This window comes from Streptomyces endophyticus (assembly GCF_035798155.1).
Taxonomy (GTDB): domain Bacteria; phylum Actinomycetota; class Actinomycetes; order Streptomycetales; family Streptomycetaceae; genus Streptomyces; species Streptomyces endophyticus.
This window is the reverse complement of the sequence record NZ_JAOZYC010000066.1, coordinates 103144-120362: the sequence shown is the minus strand read 5'-3', so window position 1 is coordinate 120362 and position 17219 is coordinate 103144. Positions and strand designations below refer to the sequence as shown.

Annotated in this window: 13 protein-coding genes; 2 read left to right on the top strand and 11 right to left on the bottom strand. The window is 70.1% G+C overall.

Annotation, left to right across the window (positions count from 1 at the left end):
- Positions 1 to 7 precede the first annotated feature (7 nt).
- The 3 genes from qcrB to OKJ99_RS09310 all read right to left on the bottom strand — a co-directional run bounded on the left by qcrB (position 8) and on the right by OKJ99_RS09310 (position 3897).
- Entirely contained in the window at positions 8 to 1618 is a 1611-nt protein-coding gene (gene qcrB / locus OKJ99_RS09320) for a cytochrome bc1 complex cytochrome b subunit (protein WP_326015378.1), read from the bottom strand.
- A gap of 106 nt (positions 1619 to 1724) precedes the next feature.
- Positions 1725 to 3098 carry a pentapeptide repeat-containing protein gene (locus tag OKJ99_RS09315; RefSeq protein ID WP_326015377.1) on the bottom strand — a complete coding sequence of 458 codons (1374 nt, stop codon included), beginning with the start codon at positions 3096 to 3098 and terminating at the stop codon, positions 1725 to 1727.
- A 187-nt stretch (positions 3099 to 3285) separates the two neighbouring features.
- Positions 3286 to 3897: a YceI family protein gene (locus OKJ99_RS09310; protein ID WP_326015376.1), complete on the bottom strand. Its 612-nt coding sequence runs from the start codon at positions 3895 to 3897 to the stop codon at positions 3286 to 3288.
- 386 nt (positions 3898 to 4283) lie between these two features.
- Here OKJ99_RS09310 and OKJ99_RS09305 point away from each other — a divergent pair, with 386 nt between their 5' ends.
- Together OKJ99_RS09305 and OKJ99_RS09300 are read left to right on the top strand one after the other, a co-directional pair.
- Positions 4284 to 5879 (top strand): acyl-CoA carboxylase subunit beta, encoded by a 1596-nt coding sequence (locus OKJ99_RS09305; protein WP_326015375.1) that lies wholly within the window; start codon positions 4284 to 4286, stop codon positions 5877 to 5879.
- A gap of 28 nt (positions 5880 to 5907) precedes the next feature.
- Positions 5908 to 6093: an acyl-CoA carboxylase subunit epsilon gene (locus OKJ99_RS09300; RefSeq protein WP_326015374.1), complete on the top strand. Its 186-nt coding sequence runs from the start codon at positions 5908 to 5910 to the stop codon at positions 6091 to 6093.
- A 90-nt stretch (positions 6094 to 6183) separates the two neighbouring features.
- Here the strand turns inward: OKJ99_RS09300 and OKJ99_RS09295 are convergent, their stop codons facing one another.
- The 8 genes from OKJ99_RS09295 to OKJ99_RS09260 all read right to left on the bottom strand — a co-directional run bounded on the left by OKJ99_RS09295 (position 6184) and on the right by OKJ99_RS09260 (position 17083).
- On the bottom strand, positions 6184 to 6774 hold the full coding sequence (locus OKJ99_RS09295; RefSeq protein WP_326015373.1) for a GTP-binding protein: 591 nt from the start codon (positions 6772 to 6774) through the stop codon (positions 6184 to 6186).
- Positions 6755 to 7351 (bottom strand): DUF742 domain-containing protein, encoded by a 597-nt coding sequence (locus OKJ99_RS09290; RefSeq protein ID WP_389282630.1) that lies wholly within the window; start codon positions 7349 to 7351, stop codon positions 6755 to 6757. The genes OKJ99_RS09295 and OKJ99_RS09290 overlap by 20 nt, the downstream gene beginning before the upstream one ends.
- A gap of 94 nt (positions 7352 to 7445) precedes the next feature.
- Positions 7446 to 7859, bottom strand: a complete 414-nt coding sequence (locus tag OKJ99_RS09285; protein ID WP_266714481.1) for a roadblock/LC7 domain-containing protein — start codon at positions 7857 to 7859, stop codon at positions 7446 to 7448.
- Positions 7860 to 7869: 10 nt separating this feature from the next.
- Positions 7870 to 11178 (bottom strand): nitrate- and nitrite sensing domain-containing protein, encoded by a 3309-nt coding sequence (locus tag OKJ99_RS09280; RefSeq protein WP_326015372.1) that lies wholly within the window; start codon positions 11176 to 11178, stop codon positions 7870 to 7872.
- Positions 11179 to 11562: 384 nt separating this feature from the next.
- Positions 11563 to 12153, bottom strand: a complete 591-nt coding sequence (locus OKJ99_RS09275; RefSeq protein WP_326015371.1) for a GTP-binding protein — start codon at positions 12151 to 12153, stop codon at positions 11563 to 11565.
- On the bottom strand, positions 12134 to 12544 hold the full coding sequence (locus tag OKJ99_RS09270; protein WP_326015370.1) for a DUF742 domain-containing protein: 411 nt from the start codon (positions 12542 to 12544) through the stop codon (positions 12134 to 12136). The genes OKJ99_RS09275 and OKJ99_RS09270 overlap by 20 nt, the downstream gene beginning before the upstream one ends.
- 171 nt (positions 12545 to 12715) lie before the next feature.
- The gene (locus OKJ99_RS09265; RefSeq protein ID WP_266718905.1) at positions 12716 to 13129 is read right to left on the bottom strand and encodes a roadblock/LC7 domain-containing protein; all 414 of its coding nucleotides are present in this window, start codon (positions 13127 to 13129) and stop codon (positions 12716 to 12718) included.
- 9 nt (positions 13130 to 13138) lie between these two features.
- On the bottom strand, positions 13139 to 17083 hold the full coding sequence (locus OKJ99_RS09260; protein ID WP_326015369.1) for a sensor histidine kinase: 3945 nt from the start codon (positions 17081 to 17083) through the stop codon (positions 13139 to 13141).
- Positions 17084 to 17219: the final 136 nt, after the last annotated feature.

Sequence of the window (17219 nt, the reverse complement as noted above, 5' to 3'; positions counted from 1 at the left end):
GCCGCGTTCACGGACGCCGGGCAGCCGCCTCCCGGTCCCGTTCCGGCGGCAGCTCCGGGCGGGCCTTCGGGATCTGGGACTCCGCTCCGAACATCCACCGCGACAGAGCGACCCGTACGCGCCCGCGCACCCCGGACCCCTCGGGCAGCTCCTCCAGGGCCGCGGGCTGTTCGTGCTGGGTGAGGCGGTACGACTCGCCCCGGTCCAGGGGCTCGTGGACCTCGACGTACTCGCCGTGGGGGAGGCGCCTGATGCGGCCGGTCTCCCGGCCGTGCAGGACCTTCTCCTGGTCGCGCCGCTGGAGCCCCAGGCACAGCCGCTTCGTCACGATGAACGCGAGGACGGGGCCCGCGAACAGCGCCACCCGCGCGACCCACGTGATGACGTTCACCGACAGGTGGAAGTGCGTCGCCCAGAGGTCGTTGCCGCCGGCCGCCATCGCGACGAGGAAGCCGGTCAGCCAGGCCGTCCCGAGGGCCGTACGCACCGGGCGGTTCCGGGGCCGGTCCAGGATGTGGTGCTCCCGCTTGTCGCCGGTGACCCACGCCTCCACGAACGGGTACACCCCGATCAGCACCAGCCACAGCGGGAACGCCAGGAACGGGATGAAGACGCCGAGCGCGAGGGTGTGGCCGCCAAGGACGACCTCCCAGCCGGGCATCACGCGCACCAGACCCTCCGCGAACCCCAGGTACCAGTCCGGCTGGGCCCCGGTGGAGACATGGTCCGGGCGGTAAGGGCCGTACACCCAGACCGGGTTGATGGACGCGACCGCCGAGACGAGCGTGACCACGCCGAACACGAGGAAGAAGAAGCCGCCCGCCTTGGCGACGTAGTTCGGGAAGAACGGCTCGCCCACGACGGTGCGTTCGGTCTTTCCCGGGCCCGGATACTGCGTGTGCTTGTGGTAGAAGACCAGGATCAGGTGGGTGACGACGAGCACCGCCATGATGCCGGGCAGCAGCAGGACGTGGATCGAGTAGAAGCGGGCCACGATGTCGTCCCCCGGGAACTCGCCGCCGAACAAGAAGAACGACAGATACGTGCCGACGATCGGGATGGCGAGCGTCATGCCCTCGATCAGCCGCATGCCCGCGCCGGAGAGCATGTCGTCGGGGAGCGAGTAGCCGAGCAGCCCCTCGAAGAGGGCGAGGAACAGCAGCAGCCAGCCGAACAGCCAGTTCAGCTCGCGGGGCCTGCGGAACGAGCCGGTGAAGAAGTGCCGCATCATGTGCACGAACATCGCCGCGACGAAGATCAGCGCCGACCAGTGGTGGATCTGCCGGATGAGCAGACCGCCCCGCACGTCGAAGCTGAGGTCGAGCGTCGAGGAGTACGCCTCCGACATCCGGATGCCCTTCAGCGGCACGTAACTGCCGTTGTACGTCACCTCGTTCATCGAAGGATGGAAGAACAGCGTCAGATAGACGCCGGTGAGGATCAGGATGAGGAAGGTGTAGAGGCAGATCTCGCCCAACATGAACGACCAGTGGTCGGGAAACACCTTCCGCAGGTACTTCCGGCCGAGGCCGTACACGCCGAGTCGGCCGTCGGCCCAGTCGGCGAGGCGTTCACCGGTGGCGGGGGCGGGCGCGTTGCGTTCCGTGCGTGCGGACATCCGGTTCCTCCCGTGGCTGCTCACGGAGGAGACGGATCGGGGCGGGCGGGTTGTGACACGGCGACGCGCGGATGTGGCACGCGTCACGTACGGGTGGAGGCGGGGTCTAGTTCCGGCTCAGCGTCCGCGTCACGCCGGCGAGCAGCGTCGTCGTCAGGATCCAGCCGACCGCGATCAGCGCGTACGACAGGCCCTGCACGCCCGCTTCGGCCCAGTGCCAGCCCTCCCGCTGGCCGAGGCCGCCGATGGGGATCAGCAGATCGAGGGTGTACGCGACCGGGTTGAAGGGAGCGCCCTCGCCCGGCTTGTTCGGTACGGGCTCATGCGCGTGGAAGACGAGCGAGCCGAGGAGGGTGAGCAGGGCGAGCCAGATCCCGGCGATCCAGGGGCGGTAGCCGTATCCGACGGTCCCGTCGAGCAGCCGCCCCCACGCCTTCCCGGCCGGGCCGAGCGTGCCGCGCCGCCTGCGCTCGCGCACGAGGAGGACCCGGCGCGCCTCGTCCTCGTGTCCTGACCGCCGGTAGTGCGCGGCGAGTTGCTCGTACGGCTGCGGCGCGTAGACGGGGTGGCGGCGCAGCCAGGCGAGCCGGGACGTGACGTCCTCGCGGCGCGTGGGGGCGACGTCGCCCAGCCAGTCGTACGTCAGTCCGTCGAGGCCCAGCGTCGCGGGCCAGGTCCGGGGGTCGTCCTGGAGCCTGGCCACGTACGCGTTGCGCAGGTTCACCCCGCCCGCCGGGGTGCGCGCGAACGCGAGGTCGATGGCCTCGGCGCGCATGCCCACGCACATCAACGACGAGCCGGTGCCGCCGAGTTCGGCGTCCTGGAAGGAGACGAGGTCCGTCACCCGCGCCCCGCGCAGCCGGATCCTGCCGTCCGCCCGCAGGCCCTGGCACCGTACGTTCGACGCGCTGAGGCCGTCGCCCTGGAACGCGTACACGTCCGCCGCCCCCACGCGTATGCGGGCGCCGCGCATCCACAGCCCGCCCGGCAACTCGGCGCCGGGGAAGCCGACTTCGCCCTCCGCGACGAACCCGTTCTCGCAGAACACGCCGCCCCGCGCCACGGCCCCGCCGCCCTCCAGGGCGATCCGCCCCGGTGCGACCAGGTGCGCCCCGTCGAGCCGGATACCGCCCGCGAGGTCGGCGTGCACCAGGTCCACGGCGCTCCCGGCCCCGTCGCGCTCGCCGATCGTCGAGCCCCGCAGGTCGACGCGGCCGCCGAACCGGGCCGTCGAGGCGTGCAGCCCCGGCAGTACGCACCCCGTGAACGCGACGCCGAGCGTGCTCGCCCCTTCCAGGCTCACCGCTTCGTCGAACCGGCACGCCTCGAAGCGCACGGCCCGCCGGACCTCCGCCCCGTCCAGCCGCAGCACGCCGGTGACACGGGCGTCGCGCAACACGTAAGGCGCGGACCCCGCGCCCTCGTCGAGGATCTCCCGTCTGACGCCCTCGGCGTCGGTACTCCGCTCAGGGACGGGCACTTGGCGCGGTCCTCATGACTCTCCCGGCAGTTCGTCCAGCAGCCGCTCGCTCTTTTGCCGGGGGCAGTGTCGCACGCCGGTCCGCGCACACACCAAGGGCACCCACGTCGAATTGCTCGAACGGGGCGCCCGCTACGCCGAGTTGGCGGCCACGTACCTCGTGGCCGCCGCAACTCGTGGTCGAACCTCAGGCCTCCTTGATGGCCGAGATGTCGAAGTTCAGCTTGATCTTGTCCGAGATCAGGACGCCACCGGTCTCCAGCGCGGCGTTCCAGGTCAGGCCCCAGTCCGAGCGGAGGATCTCGGTCTTGCCCTCGAAGCCCACGCGCTGGTTGCCGAACGGGTCCGTCGCGGAGCCGTTGAACTCCAGGTCGATGCTGAGCGGCTTGGTGGTGCCGAGGATCGTCAGGTCGCCCGTGATGCGGTAGTCGTCGCCGCCCAGGGACTCGGCGGAGGTCGACCGGAAGGTCATCGTCGGGAACTCGTCGATCTTGAAGAAGTCGGCGCTCTTCAGGTGGCCGTCACGGTCCTCGTTACCGGTCGAGATGCTCGCCATCTGCACGTCGAAGGAGGCCGTGGACTTCGCCGGGTCCGAGCCGTCGAGGTGCAGCGAGCCGGTGAAGTCGCTGAAGCTGCCCTTCACGTTGGTCACCATGGCGTGCCGGGCGACGAAGCCGAGCGTGGTGTGAGCGGGGTCGACGGTGTAGTCGCCGGTGATGGCGGCGAGATCCGGGTTGGCCGGCGCGGCGGCAGCGGCGGGGGTGGTGGCGGACTCGTTCTTGCGGCCGAAGATGCCCATGACGTGCTCCTTGGGGACGGGCGGCACGGGGGTGCCAGGTGGAGTGATGCGGTGACACGTTGATGTTGAACGTTGAACCATCAACTGATTTCGACTGTAGCGCGATGATGTTCAATGTTCAACATCAAACGATGTGTGCTTCCTCGATTACAGCCCGATATGCTCCCGGTCGCCCTTTCGGGGGTGCGCGGGGCGCGCGGCCACGGGGTGGTGTGAGGCGGGTCTCAGGGCGCGGCTTTGTGTGACGTCTACAAGACGGACCCGCGCTGAGCAGTCACTTCGGCCCCCTGTCGGCAGGGTTCTGTTCAGGGCTACCAGGAAAACGGGCCGGAGACTGTACGGAGTCGACGGACCGTTTTCAGGGGTGCACTTCGTAAGGTCACTACATGACCGTTTTGGACGACACCGCCTCGAACCCGGGGGACGAGCCCACCGACGCCCGTGGACGCGTGGCCGAGCTGCACGCGATTCGCGCGCAGGCTCTGGCCGGACCCAGCGAGAAGGCGACGCAGGCCCAGCACGCGAAGGGCAAGCTGACGGCGCGCGAGCGCATCGAGCTGCTCCTCGACGAGGGTTCGTTCAACGAGGTCGAGCAGCTGCGCCGGCACCGGGCGACCGGCTTCGGCCTGGAGGCCAAGAAGCCCCACACCGACGGTGTCATCACCGGCTGGGGCACGGTCGAGGGCCGCACGGTCTTCGTCTATGCGCACGACTTCCGGATCTTCGGCGGCGCGCTGGGCGAGGCCCACGCCACGAAGATCCACAAGATCATGGACATGGCCATCGCGGCCGGTGCCCCGCTGGTCTCGCTGAACGACGGCGCGGGCGCCCGTATCCAGGAGGGCGTCTCCGCGCTCGCCGGCTACGGCGGCATCTTCCAGCGCAACACCAGGGCGTCCGGCGTCATCCCGCAGATCAGCGTGATGCTCGGCCCGTGCGCGGGCGGCGCGGCGTACAGCCCGGCGCTCACGGACTTCGTGTTCATGGTCCGCGAGACCTCGCAGATGTTCATCACGGGCCCGGACGTCGTCAAGGCGGTGACGGGCGAGGAGATCACCCAGAACGGCCTGGGCGGCGCCGACGTGCACGCGGAGACCTCCGGCGTCAGCCACTTCGCGTACGACGACGAGGAGACCTGCCTCGCCGAGGTCCGCTACCTGCTCTCGATGCTTCCGCAGAACAACCGGGAGAACCCGCCGACCGTCGAGTCCGACGACCCGGCGGACCGTCGCGGCGACGTCCTGCTCGACCTGGTCCCGGCCGACGGCAACCGCCCGTACGACATGACCAAGGTCATCGAGGAGCTCGTCGACGACGGCGACTTCCTGGAGATCCACGAGCGCTGGGCGCGCAACATCATCTGCGCGCTGGCCCGGCTCGACGGCCAGGTCGTCGGCATCGTCGCCAACCAGCCGCAGGCCCTCGCGGGCGTCCTGGACATCGAGGCCTCGGAGAAGGCCGCCCGGTTCGTCCAGATGTGCGATGCTTTTAACATCCCCATCGTGACCCTGCTCGACGTCCCCGGCTTCCTGCCCGGCGTCGACCAGGAGCACGGCGGCATCATCCGGCACGGCGCCAAGCTGCTGTACGCGTACTGCAACGCCACCGTGCCCCGGATCTCGCTGATCCTGCGCAAGGCGTACGGAGGTGCGTACATCGTCATGGACTCCCAGTCCATCGGCGCGGACCTCACCTATGCCTGGCCGACCAACGAGATCGCGGTCATGGGCGCCGAGGGCGCGGCCAACGTGATCTTCCGCCGGCAGATCGCCGAGGCCGAGGACCCCGAGGCCATGCGCCAGAAGATGGTCAAGGAGTACAAGGCCGAGCTGATGCACCCGTACTACGCGGCGGAGCGCGGCCTGGTCGACGACGTGATCGACCCCGCGGAGACGCGTGAGGTGCTGGTCAAGTCCCTGGCGATGCTGCGCACCAAGCACGCCGACCTGCCGTCCCGCAAGCACGGCAACCCGCCGCAGTAACCGGCACTAGTCGTAGGAGACCTGCCACATGTCCATGCCTGACATTCGCGTCGAGAAGGGCCACGCCGAGCCGGAGGAGGTCGCGGCCATCACCGCGATCCTGCTGGCCCGCGCCACCGCCACTCCCGAGGCCCCTCGCCTTCGGCGGGACCGGGCGGGGTGGCGTCGTCTGGAGCGCGAGCCCGGCTTCCGGGCGCCGCACAGCTGGCGCTGAGCCGCACACACACGTCTGAGGCCCTCCTCCCGGTTCGGGAGGAGGGCCTCAGTGCGTGACTCTTCAAGCCCCGCCGGGTGGCCGCGAGTGCTACCGCAGCCGCGCCATCAGGGCGTGCTCCACCAACGTGATCAGCGTCGACTTCGCGTCCGCGCGGTGCCGGGCGTCGGTGGTGATGATCGGGGTGTCGGGGCCGATCTGGAGGGCCTCGCGCACCTCGTCCGGGTTGTACGGCTGTCCGCCGTCGAAGCCGTTGAGGGCGATGACGAAGGGGAGGCCGGAGTTCTCGAAGTAGTCGACCGCGGGGAAGCAGTCGGCGAGGCGGCGGGTGTCGACGAGGACGACGGCGCCGATCGCGCCGCGGACCAGGTCGTCCCACATGAACCAGAAGCGGTCCTGGCCCGGTGTACCGAAGAGGTACAGGATCAGGTCCTGGTCGAGCGTGATGCGGCCGAAGTCCATGGCGACCGTGGTGGTCGTCTTGTCCCCGGTGTGAGTGAGGTCGTCGATGCCCGCCGATGCGGACGTCATGACGGCCTCGGTGCGCAGCGGGTTGATCTCGGAGACGGCGCCCACGAACGTGGTCTTGCCAACGCCGAAACCACCTGCCACCACGATCTTCGCCGATGTGGTGGAACGGCTTGGAGCAGCCGGCCCTCCGCTAGAGCTTGCGAAGTCCACTGAGCACCCTTTCGAGCAATGTCACGTCTGGCTGGCCGCCGGCGCTCTCGTCGCCGCCGGGCTGATGAATGGCGACCAGTCCCGCCTCCGCGAGGTCGGCGACGAGGATCCTGGCCACACCGAGAGGGATCGCGAGCAGGGCCGAGATCTCGGCCACCGACTTGATCTCCCGGCACAGATTGCAGATCCGCTGGTGCTCGGGCAGTTGGCCCTGCAACTGGTGCGGCTGCGCGGTGGTATGCACCAGCGCCTCGATGGCGAGCTGGTACCGCGGCCTTGTGCGACCGCCCGTCATGGCGTACGGGCGCACCAGCGGGTTGTTCTTCGCAGCGGGTGCGGGATTCGCGTCAGGACGCGGCTGCGGCTGCACGGGCTGGATGCGCGGCGCGGGCGGCTGGTCGTAGGGACCGGGCTGCCGGGTCGGTCGGGCGTGGTTCGCCGACGAGGGGGAAGACGGAAAGTTGTACCGGTTCTGGGATCCGTCGTCACCCATGCCTGCCTGGCCCCGCCCCTGGCCGTGGCCGTAGGGCGGCCACTGGGCCGACGAACCGCTCGGGGGTGTTGCTGAACCAGACACGAACTTCCTCCTCCGACTGCGCTGGGCACCATCACTGTGGAGCCGCGTCCCGAAACCTTACGGCCACGGGGCGCGAATACGCACTGTCTGTTTGTTAGTTGAGAAGGCTTCCCTGAAGCTCCGCCCGCAGGTCCGGCGTGAGAACCGTGCCCGCCCGGTCGACAAGAAGGGCCATCTCGTACCCAACGAGGCCAATGTCCGCCTCAGGGTGTGCAAGGACGGCGAGAGAAGAGCCGTCGGAGATGGACATGATGAAGAGGAATCCTCGCTCCATCTCCACAACTGTCTGGTTCACCGGGCCGCCTTCGAAGATGCGGGAGGCGCCCGCGGTCAACGAGGTCAGACCCGAGGCGACGGCCGCCAGCTGGTCGGCGCGGTCGCGGGGGAACCCTTCGGACATCGCCAGAAGGAGTCCGTCGGCGGAGACCACCACAGTGTGGGACACACCGGGGGTGTTGTCCACGAAGTTGGTGATCAACCAGTTCAGGTTCTGTGCCGCCTGGCTCATCGGGCTCACACTAACGCTCCTGGTTGTAGGTGCTGTCAGGGCCACCGTGCTGATTGTTGGTGGCCTGGCCGTTCGTATCACTGCTGCCCTCGCTGCGTCCCCGCTGTACGCCGCGACGCAGGTTGCTGAGCCTGCCCCGGACGTCCTCGGGCGCGCGGGAGACCTGTGGGCCGCCCTGAGGCGTCGACTCCGCCGTGCCCTCGACCAGGTTGGCCCTGGGTACCCGGCGCGGCAGCCCGGAGGCGGTGACCCCGCCCGCCTTCGGCTTCTTGAGCTGCTCCGCGCGCACCCACCGGGCGTCGTTGGCCGAGCGCCAGGAGGTGTCCTCGTCGGAGTGGGTCTCGGGGGCCTGCTGGGGGGTCGGAGCCGGCTCCTGCGGGGCACCGCCACCGCGCCGCGGCAGACCTGCGTCGGTCAGCGCGTGGGGTGCGGAGGGGGCCGGTCCGGTCGGATCTGCCGAGGGGGTGACGCCGTGTCCGTCGAAGCCTACGCGTTCCCGGTCCGTCGCGGCAGTGCCCGGAGCGGATTCCGCTTCGGGGCCGAACGGGCCCTGGAAATCGGCCTGGTAGGGCTCCCGGTAGGCGTCCTGCGCCTGCCAGTCGGCCCTCGGCGCGGACGGCTCGAAGGGGTTGTACGACTCCCGCGGAGCTTCCGCATAGCCGTCCTGCGGGGCGTACCCGGAGGTGAACCCGTCCCGCTGACCGGTGTCGTGGGTGGGCTGCACGGGGACGAACCCGTCGAAGCTGCCTTGCGGCCGGCCGTCGAAACCACCCTGCTGCCGGCCGTCGAATCCGCTCTGCTGCGGGGCGTCGTAGCCGCCCTGGTGCTCGTCGTAGACGTCCTGCTGCGGATCGTCGTAGGCGAGCTGCTGACGGTTGTCGTACGGGGCCTGCCGGGTGTCGTACGGGTTCTGCTCCGCGAAGGGCGGACGGTCCTGCTGCGGCTGCTGTGGCTGGAACTCGTCGCGGAAGAGCGGGCGTTCCTGCGAGTGCTGCTGCTGGTCCTGGGTGGGGTCGTGCTGCTGCGCCTCCAGGGCCGCGCGGCGCTCCTCACGCATGAGGGAACGGCCGACAGGGTCCAACTCGCGGGCGTCGTCCGGGACGTCGTAACGGCTGTCGTCGAAGCCGAGCTCGGCGGCCGTGCGCAGCGGGGTGTGCTCGAACGCGGCCTGCTTCGGGATCATCGTCGAGACGGTGAACTCGGAGTCCTCCAGGACCCCGCCGCCACCACCGTGCGTGATCGCCTCGGGCAGCATGACGAGCGATGTCGTACCCGCCTGCTCGCCCGAGGGGCGCAGCTGCACGCGGATGCCGTGCCGGTCGGAGAGGCGGCCGACCACGAACAGGCCCATGCGCTGGGAGATCGCGGCGTCCACCGTCGGCGGGTTGGCCAGCTTGTGGTTGATGTCCGCGAAGTCCTCGGCGGTGAGGCCGATGCCCTTGTCGTGGATCTCGATCATGACGCGGCCGTCAGGGAGACGGGTCGCGGTGACGCGGACCTTGGTCTGCGGCGAGGAGAACGTCGTCGCGTTCTCCAGAAGCTCGGCGAGCGCGTGCACGAGGTCGGTGACCGCGCGGCCGTGGATCTCGGCCTCGGGGACGCCGGCCAGCTCGATGCGCTCGTACTGCTCCACCTCGGAGGAGGCGGCGCGCAGCACGTCGACCAGCGGGACCGGCTGGTCCCAGCGGCGGCCGGGCTCCTCGCCCGCGAGCACCAGGAGGTTCTCGCCGTTGCGGCGCATACGGGTCGCGAGGTGGTCCAGGCGGAAGAGGTTCTCCAGCTGGTCCGGATCGGCCTCGTTGTTCTCCAGGTCGGTGATGAGGGTCAGCTGGCCCTCGATCAGCGACTGGTTGCGGCGCGACAGGTTGGTGAAGATCGCGTTGATGTTGCCGCGGAGCAGGGCCTGCTCGGCGGCGAGCCGGACGGCCTCGCGGTGCACCTGGTCGAAGGCGCGGGCGACCTCGCCGATCTCGTCCGTCGTGACGATCGGGATCGGCTGGATACGGGTGTCCACGCGGCCAGGCTCGGTGCGCGAGAGCTGGTCGACGAGCATCGGCAGGCGCTGCTCGGCCACGTCGAAGGCGGCGGAGCGCAGTCGGCGCATCGAGCGGGACATCTGCCGGGCCATCTGCCCGGCGATGAGGAAGGCGGCGAGCAGGGCGACCACGACGGCGGCACCGATGGTGATCGCCTCGCGCTTGGCGTCGGCGGCGATCGCCGAGGCCTCGGTCACGGCCTTGTCCGCGAGATTCGACTCGATCGTGCGGTAGGCGTCGAACTTCGCGGTGTTGACCGCCCACCAGTTCTCGGGCGTGACGCCCTTCTGGGCGAGCGCGAGCCGGGCGCTCGGCTGGGTGCTGGGCAGGGCCACGATGGCGCCGACCATCTTCGTGGTCTCGGGCGGCGGGACGTACGAGGGGTTCTTGGCCTTGGCCGCGGCTGCCTGCTTGGCGCCGTCGGACTTCAGCTTCTTGATCGTGCCCTCGAGCTTCTGGAGGTCCTCGGCCGTACCGCCGCCCTTGTACTCCTCGATGGCGATGTTCTCGAGGTAGGCGTAGCTGCCGAGCGCGGTGCGCTGGCGGCTCAGGTTCGTGGCGCCGGGGCCCGGCTTCACCAGGAGGTGCATGCCGATGGACCGCTCCAGCGAGAGCGCCGCCTTGGTCAGCGAGATCGCGTAGACGGTGCGGCCGTAGCTGGTGATGTTGCCGGTGCCGAGGCCGAGCTCGTTGGCGAACTCCATCAGCGGGTGCTGGATGGCGACGTAGCCCTCTTCGGTCTGCACGCCGGACAGCCTGGAGGTGTAGGCGGCGGCACGCAGCTTCTTCAGCTGGGGCTCGACCTTGGTGAACTGCGCCATGCGGCGCTGGAGGCCTTCCTTCTGCGGCATGTTCTCGGCCGCGGCGTGGAACTTCTCGGCGGCGGCGTCCGTGGCCTCGCGGGTCTCGGCGACCTTGGGGTCGTCCTTCTTGCCCTGGAGGAGGGGGGCGGCGGTGGTGTCGCGCTCCTCGATGAGGCGGTTGCCGTACGTCAGCGAGGCCTGCACGAGACGTGCGGTGTTCTCGGCGTCCTCGGCCTCCTGCCAGGTGTCGATCGAGTTCGACACCTGGAAGCCGCCCATGACGAGGCCGACGACCACGGGTATGAGGAGGATGGCGTTCAGCTTGGTGGGTACACGCCAGTTACGGGGCGACATGCGCCCGCCCGACGATGCCGGCGCCATGGCCTCGGCCGCCGGTGCGGTCCGCGCCGCGTCGCGCGGGGGCGGGGTGAAGTTGCCCCGCGCCGAGACCGGCTCGGGACTGTTCTTGCTTCGCCTCACTCGACCAACAACCTCTCGGCGTCGGCACCTACGTTGTGCCGCTGTATGTCTCCAGGCCCATTCCTACTGGGCAGTTCAGCGCATTCCAGCACGTCAGGAGGCGCACTTCCAAACAGTCGGAAGCGGAAGCTCCGCGTGACGCATACCCCAGATAAAACGGTCATAAAGAGCGAGCCCCGCCAAAAGGCGGGGCTCTTGTGAGCGCAGTGGAACCGGCTGTGCGCGACGTGTGTCGGTGCCCTGGGAATTCTCTTTCGAAACGTTATGAACAGCACGGCCCGGCGTGTCAAAGGCCACAGGGGTCGCCGAAGGGGGCTACGACAACTGCCGTAAGGATCCAGCCACTTGATGACCGGGATCCGACCGTTTCTGACAGGCGTCCGGCTACTTCAAGCGGGCCATCAGGGCGTGCTCCACCAGCGTGATCAGGCCGCTCTTCGCGTCGGCGCGGTGCCGGGCGTCGGTGGTGATGATCGGGGTGTCGGGGCCGATCTGGAGGGCCTCGCGCACCTCTTCGGGGGTGTACGGCTGTGCTCCGTCGAAGCCGTTGAGGGCGATGACGAAGGGGAGGCCGGAGTTCTCGAAGTAGTCGACCGCGGGGAAGCAGTCGGCGAGGCGGCGGGTGTCGACGAGGACGACGGCGCCGATCGCGCCGCGGACCAGGTCGTCCCACATGAACCAGAAGCGGTCCTGGCCCGGTGTACCGAAGAGGTACAGGATCAGGTCCTGGTCGAGCGTGATGCGGCCGAAGTCCATGGCGACCGTGGTGGTCGTCTTGTCCCCGGTGTGAGTGAGGTCGTCGATCCCGGCGCTCGCCGAGGTCATGACGGCCTCGGTGCGCAGCGGGTTGATCTCGGAGACGGCGCCCACGAACGTGGTCTTGCCGACGCCGAAACCGCCCGCCACCACGATCTTCGCCGAGGTGGTGGCACGGGGGGTCGCGCCCAGCGCGCCGTCAGAGCTTGCGAAGTCCACTGAGCACCCTTTCGAGCAGAGTCACGTCCGGCGCACCGCCGTTGGCCTCGTCGCCGCCCGGCTGGTGAATGGCGACGAGCCCGGCCTCGGCCAGGTCCGCGACGAGGATCCTGGCCACACCGAGCGGCATCGACAGCAGGGCCGAGACCTCGGCCACCGACTTCACCTCGCGGCACAGGTGGCAGATGCGCTGGTGCTCCGGCAGCAGCGTCATCAGGGCCGCGGGGTCGGCCGTCGTGCTCACCAGCGCCTCGATGGCGAGCTGGTAGCGCGGGCGGGTCCGGCCACCGGTCATCGCGTAGGGGCGGACCAGGGGCTGGTCGCCCTCGGGACCGTACGCGGCGTGGGCGGTTGCGCCGTACGGGTCGTATGAGTCGATGGGCGGGGTCATGGATCCTCCGGGCGGGACGACAAGTGCGGGGGCCTGCCGTCTCAGGGTGGGCCGGTGGGGGGATTGTGACGGCGGAACATCGGGTGTGCGGATTGCGTGCGCTGACTGGATTCCTGGGCTGCCGATGAAGCAGACTGCGATGGAGGCCGGGGTTACCGGCCGTTACGGGCCTCAGTGCAGCAGGCTGCCCTGGAGTTCGGCGCGCAGGTCGGGAGTGAGCACAGAGCCCGCCCGGTCGACCATCAGGGCCATCTCGTAACCGACGAGGCCGATGTCGCAGTCCGGGTGCGCGAGCACCGCGAGCGACGAGCCGTCCGAGATGGACATGAGGAAGAGAAAGCCGCGCTCCATCTCCACGACCGTCTGATTCACCGGGCCGCCCTCGAAGATCCGGGACGCGCCGGCCGTGAGCGAGGTGAGTCCCGACGCCACGGCCGCCAACTGGTCCGCGCGATCGCGCGGGAACCCCTCGGACATCGCGAGCAGCAGCCCGTCCGCGGACACCACGACCGTGTGCGAAACACCCGGTGTGTTGTCCACGAAGTTCGTGATCAACCAGTTCAGGTTCTGTGCCGCCTGGCTCATCTGGCTCAACTAACGCTCCTGCTGGTGAGTGGGGCTGGGGTAGCTGCCGGTGTTGCCGGCCTGCCGCCCCTGCTGGATGCCCCGACGGAGATTGGTCAGCCGACCGCGCACCTCGTCGGGCGCGCGCGAGACCTGAGGACCGGTCTGAGTCTGCTGCTCCTGGGCGGTTCCCGCCACAAGGTTCGCCCTCGGCACACGGCGAGGCAGACCGGAGTGGGTGACGCCGCCCGCGGCGGGCTTGCGCACCCGCTCGGCCTGACGCATCAGGTCGTCGTTGGGGGACTGCCGCCAGTTGGCCTCGGCCGGGTCCGGGGACGCGGCGGGGCGTGAGGGGGCGGCAGAGGGAGCCTGTGCCTGCGGCCGCTGCGGGAGACCCTGCTCGGGGCGCCTACTCGGCGGCTGCATGCCCTGGTTCCGGCCCTGACCGTTCTGGTTCCGACCGTTCTGACCCTGGTTCTGACCCTGGTTCTGGTTCTGAGCCTGACCCTGGTTCTGGCTGTTCTGGCCGTGGAACCAGTTCGTCTCCAGCGTGTCGTACAGCGGCGTACGGCCGTCCCCGCCCGAACCGTCGCCCGGCGGCAGGAAGTCCTCCTGCGAGGGCTGCGCCGGGATGCCCTGGTTCTGAGCGCCGTTGCGCTGAGGCGGCTTCGGGGGCGTGAACTCGAACTGACCGGTGGCCGAGCGGCCCTCAGGCTGCACGTACTGGCCGGTGTTCGCCGGATCGCTCGGGGGGCGGTTGTACTGGCCGGTGTTGGCCGGGTCCTGGACGCGCGGGAACTGAGCGGTGCTCGACGGCTCCTGCGGGTTCTGGAACCGGCCGGTGGCCGACGGGTCGCCCTGCTGCTGGCTGTACTGGCCGGTGTTGGCCGGGTCGCTCGGGGGGCGGTTGTACTGGCCGGTGCCGGACGAGGTGTCCTGCGGGCGGGGGAAGCCGCCGCTGTCCGACGGGCCCTGCTGCCGGCCGTACTGACCGGTGTTGGACGGGTCCTGGACGCGCGGGAACTGAGCGGTGCTCGACGGCTCCTGCGGGCGCTGGTGCCGACCGGAGGACGGCTGATTGCCCTGCGGCTGGTTGAACTGGCCGCTGCCGGACGGGTCCTGACGGTCCGTGAGGCCGCCGTCCTGGAAGCCGTTCGCCGTGTCGGGCCCGCCGGTGTTGCCGCCGCGCGGGCCGAAGACGTCCGAGCGGACGAACTGGCCGGAGTCCTGCGAAGGGCCGGGGCCACCCTGCTGGGGCGGGCCCTGGCGGTCGTCGTGGACGCGCGGGAAGCGGGCCGTGGAGTCCGGCTCGTCGTGACCGCGCGGAACGTCCAGGTTCGGCTGCGCGTTCTCGTCGCCCCAACTCGGCGTGCGGGGCTGCGGGTTGCCGCCCGGCAGCTCGGCGCGCGGGCCACCGCGCGGGGGCAGCACCGGGCGCCGGCCACGCGGCTCGTTCGGGTCGCTGTGGGTGCGCTGCTGCGGCGGCACGGGACCGCCGGGAGCCTGCCCCTTGCTGAACACGTCCGGAGCGGAAGGGCCGGAAGGACCGGAGGGGGCGGACGGACCGGAGGGGCCCGAAGGGCCGTTGGCACCGGAACCGGCAGGCGCCTGCGGGCCACCGCCGCGCGCGGGCAGCGCCGCACGCGGCCCACCCGTACCGGCACCGACCTGCGGCCGCCCGCCGGGGGCACCGGAGCCGCCACCGAGGAGACCGGCCGGAGCACCGGAGTTGCCGGGCGCCTGGCCGCGCCGCGCCGCGGCGACACCGGCCGCGGCCTGCGCGGCGGCCGGACCACCGGAACCGGGGCCGCCCTTGCCGGAAGGCTTCTTGCCGCCCTGCGCGACGTCCACGGGAAGCATGACCAGCGCGGTCGTACCACCGGAGTCGGAGGGGCGGAGCTGTATACGGATGCCGTGGCGCTGCGAAAGGCGGCCGACCACGAACAGACCCATGCGGCGCGAGACCGAGACGTCCACGGTGGGCGGCGACGCGAGCCGCTCGTTGATCGCGGCGAGGTCCTCGGGGGAGAGGCCGATGCCGGTGTCGTGGATCTCGATCAGCACACGCCCGTCGGGCAGCGCGTGACCGGTGACCTTCACCTTGGTCTGCGGCGAGGAGAACGAGGTCGCGTTCTCGAGCAGCTCGGCGAGCAGGTGCACGAGGTCGTTGACGACGCGTCCGGCGACTTCGGTCGCGGGCACGGCGGCCAGCTCGATGCGCTCGTACTGCTCCACCTCGGACGCGGCGGCACGCAGCACGTCGACGAGCGGCACGGGCCGCGTCCAGCGGCGACCGGGCTCCTCACCGGCGAGAACGAGCAGGTTCTCACCGTTACGGCGCATGCGGGTCGCGAGGTGGTCGAGCTTGAACAGCGACGACAGCTGGTCCGGGTCGGCCTCGCGGGACTCCAGCTCGGAGATGAGCGAGAGCTGACGCTGGATGAGGCCCTGCGAACGGCGCGAGAGGTTGGTGAACATCGCGTTGACGTTGCCTCGCAGGAGGGCCTGCTCGGCGGCGAGACGCACGGCCTCGCGGTGCACGTCGTCGAAGGCCGCGGCCACCTTGCCGATCTCGTCGCGCGAGTGCACGCCGACCGACTCCACGGACGTGTCGATGTCCTGCGGGTCGGACTCGGACAGCTCCCTGACCAGCTCGGGCAGGCGGTCCTGGGCGACCTTGGTCGCGGTGTCCTGGAGCCGGCGCAGCGAGCGGATCATGGACCGGGCCACGACGAAGGCGCCGACGAGCGAGACGCCGAGCACGAGCAGGATCAGCGCACCGTTGATGATGGCCGAGCGCTCGGAGGCGTTGCGCAGCTCGCGGGCCTGCTGCTCCATCTGGTTGAGCAGGGTCAGCTCGATCTTGGACATTTCCTGGATGCGCGTGGTGTCCGCGTCGACCCAGTCCTTGTACGAGCGCTTGTCCTGCGACCTGATGCCGTCGGACTTCTGCAGCACACGGTTCGCGTAGGTGTCCGCGGCCTTGATCGTGGAGTTGTTCTCCTCGATCGGCTTCAGCAGCTCCTGCGCGGGCACGGCGCCGTAGACGGCCTTGAACGACTGGAGCTGCGACTCCTGGTTCTCGGCGGCCGCGAGACCGTACTGCCGGTCGGTCTCCGAGAGCTTGCCGAACCGGGCGCTGTTGGGCGGCAGACCGGCCGCGATGATGGCGCGCTGCTCGGAGGCGTACTCCTTGGCGGAGGAGAAGGCCGAGAGGGCGCGCGTGCGCTGGATCATCTCGGGGCTGCTGGTCGCCTGCGCCATGTCCGTGGACAGGGAGAGCAGCTCGTCGATGATGCGGGCGTAGGAGTCGACGGTCTGCGAGGAGTTCGACTTGTCGTCGTACGCCCCCTGCCGGATCTTGTTGAGGTTGATCAGCTCGTGGGCGATCTGCACCGCGTGCTCTCGCACACCGTTGAGGCTGCCGGTCTCGCCGTCGGCCTTGATGTCGGTGGTGCTCTGCAGGAACGTGTCCTGGGCGCGGTCGGTCTTCTCCCGCGTCGACTTGACGTTGAAGTCGCGCGTCGAGGAGCCGTTGGACAGCGGGCCCGCCGCCTGGTCGCGCTCCTCCTGGAGCGCCGAGGCCAGCTCGGTGGCCTGCTTGGTCATCTCGGTCAGCAGCTTCATGTTGTCGAGCTGCTGGATGTCGTTCAGGGACTCGGCGATACGCAGCGCGCCCAGCGAGGTCGCGGCGACCACGGGCAGCGCGAGCAGCGAGACGAGACGCGTCGAGATGCGCCAGTTGCGCAGCGCCAGCCGGGAACCGGGCCCCATGGGGCCCCTGGGCTTCGCCGAGGACGGCGTGCCCGAGCCCGAAGCGCCGCTTCGCCCGTCGGCCTCCGAGGTGTCGACGGACGCGGTGCGTCCGGGGTTCTGGGCGTGCGGGGGCCGGGTGCCGCCGGCTGTCGGGCCGGTCCCGCCGCGCGGCTCCGGCTCCGCCGCAGCGCTGCCATCCCTGTTCTTACGTCCCTGCACTAGCGTCGCAACCTCTGGACCAGGCGCCCCGCCCGTATACACGGACAAGACGGTGTCGGCGTCGTTCGGGGGACGACCTGAAACGTCCCCCTGTGGTCGTGAGTGACCGGCGCGGATTCCCCCTGTCCGCCGCTGC

Coding starts and splice junctions, on each gene's coding strand:
- qcrB (WP_326015378.1), bottom strand. CDS start 1,618: ATGTCCGCACGCACGGAACGCAACGCGCCCGCCCCCGCCACCGGTGAA.
- OKJ99_RS09270 (WP_326015370.1), bottom strand. CDS start 12,544: ATGACCCCGCCCATCGACTCATACGACCCGTACGGCGCAACCGCCCAC.
- OKJ99_RS09285 (WP_266714481.1), bottom strand. CDS start 7,859: ATGAGCCAGGCGGCACAGAACCTGAACTGGTTGATCACCAACTTCGTG.
- OKJ99_RS09265 (WP_266718905.1), bottom strand. CDS start 13,129: ATGAGCCAGGCGGCACAGAACCTGAACTGGTTGATCACGAACTTCGTG.
- OKJ99_RS09300 (WP_326015374.1), top strand. CDS start 5,908: ATGTCCATGCCTGACATTCGCGTCGAGAAGGGCCACGCCGAGCCGGAG.
- OKJ99_RS09310 (WP_326015376.1), bottom strand. CDS start 3,897: ATGGGCATCTTCGGCCGCAAGAACGAGTCCGCCACCACCCCCGCCGCT.
- OKJ99_RS09305 (WP_326015375.1), top strand. CDS start 4,284: ATGACCGTTTTGGACGACACCGCCTCGAACCCGGGGGACGAGCCCACC.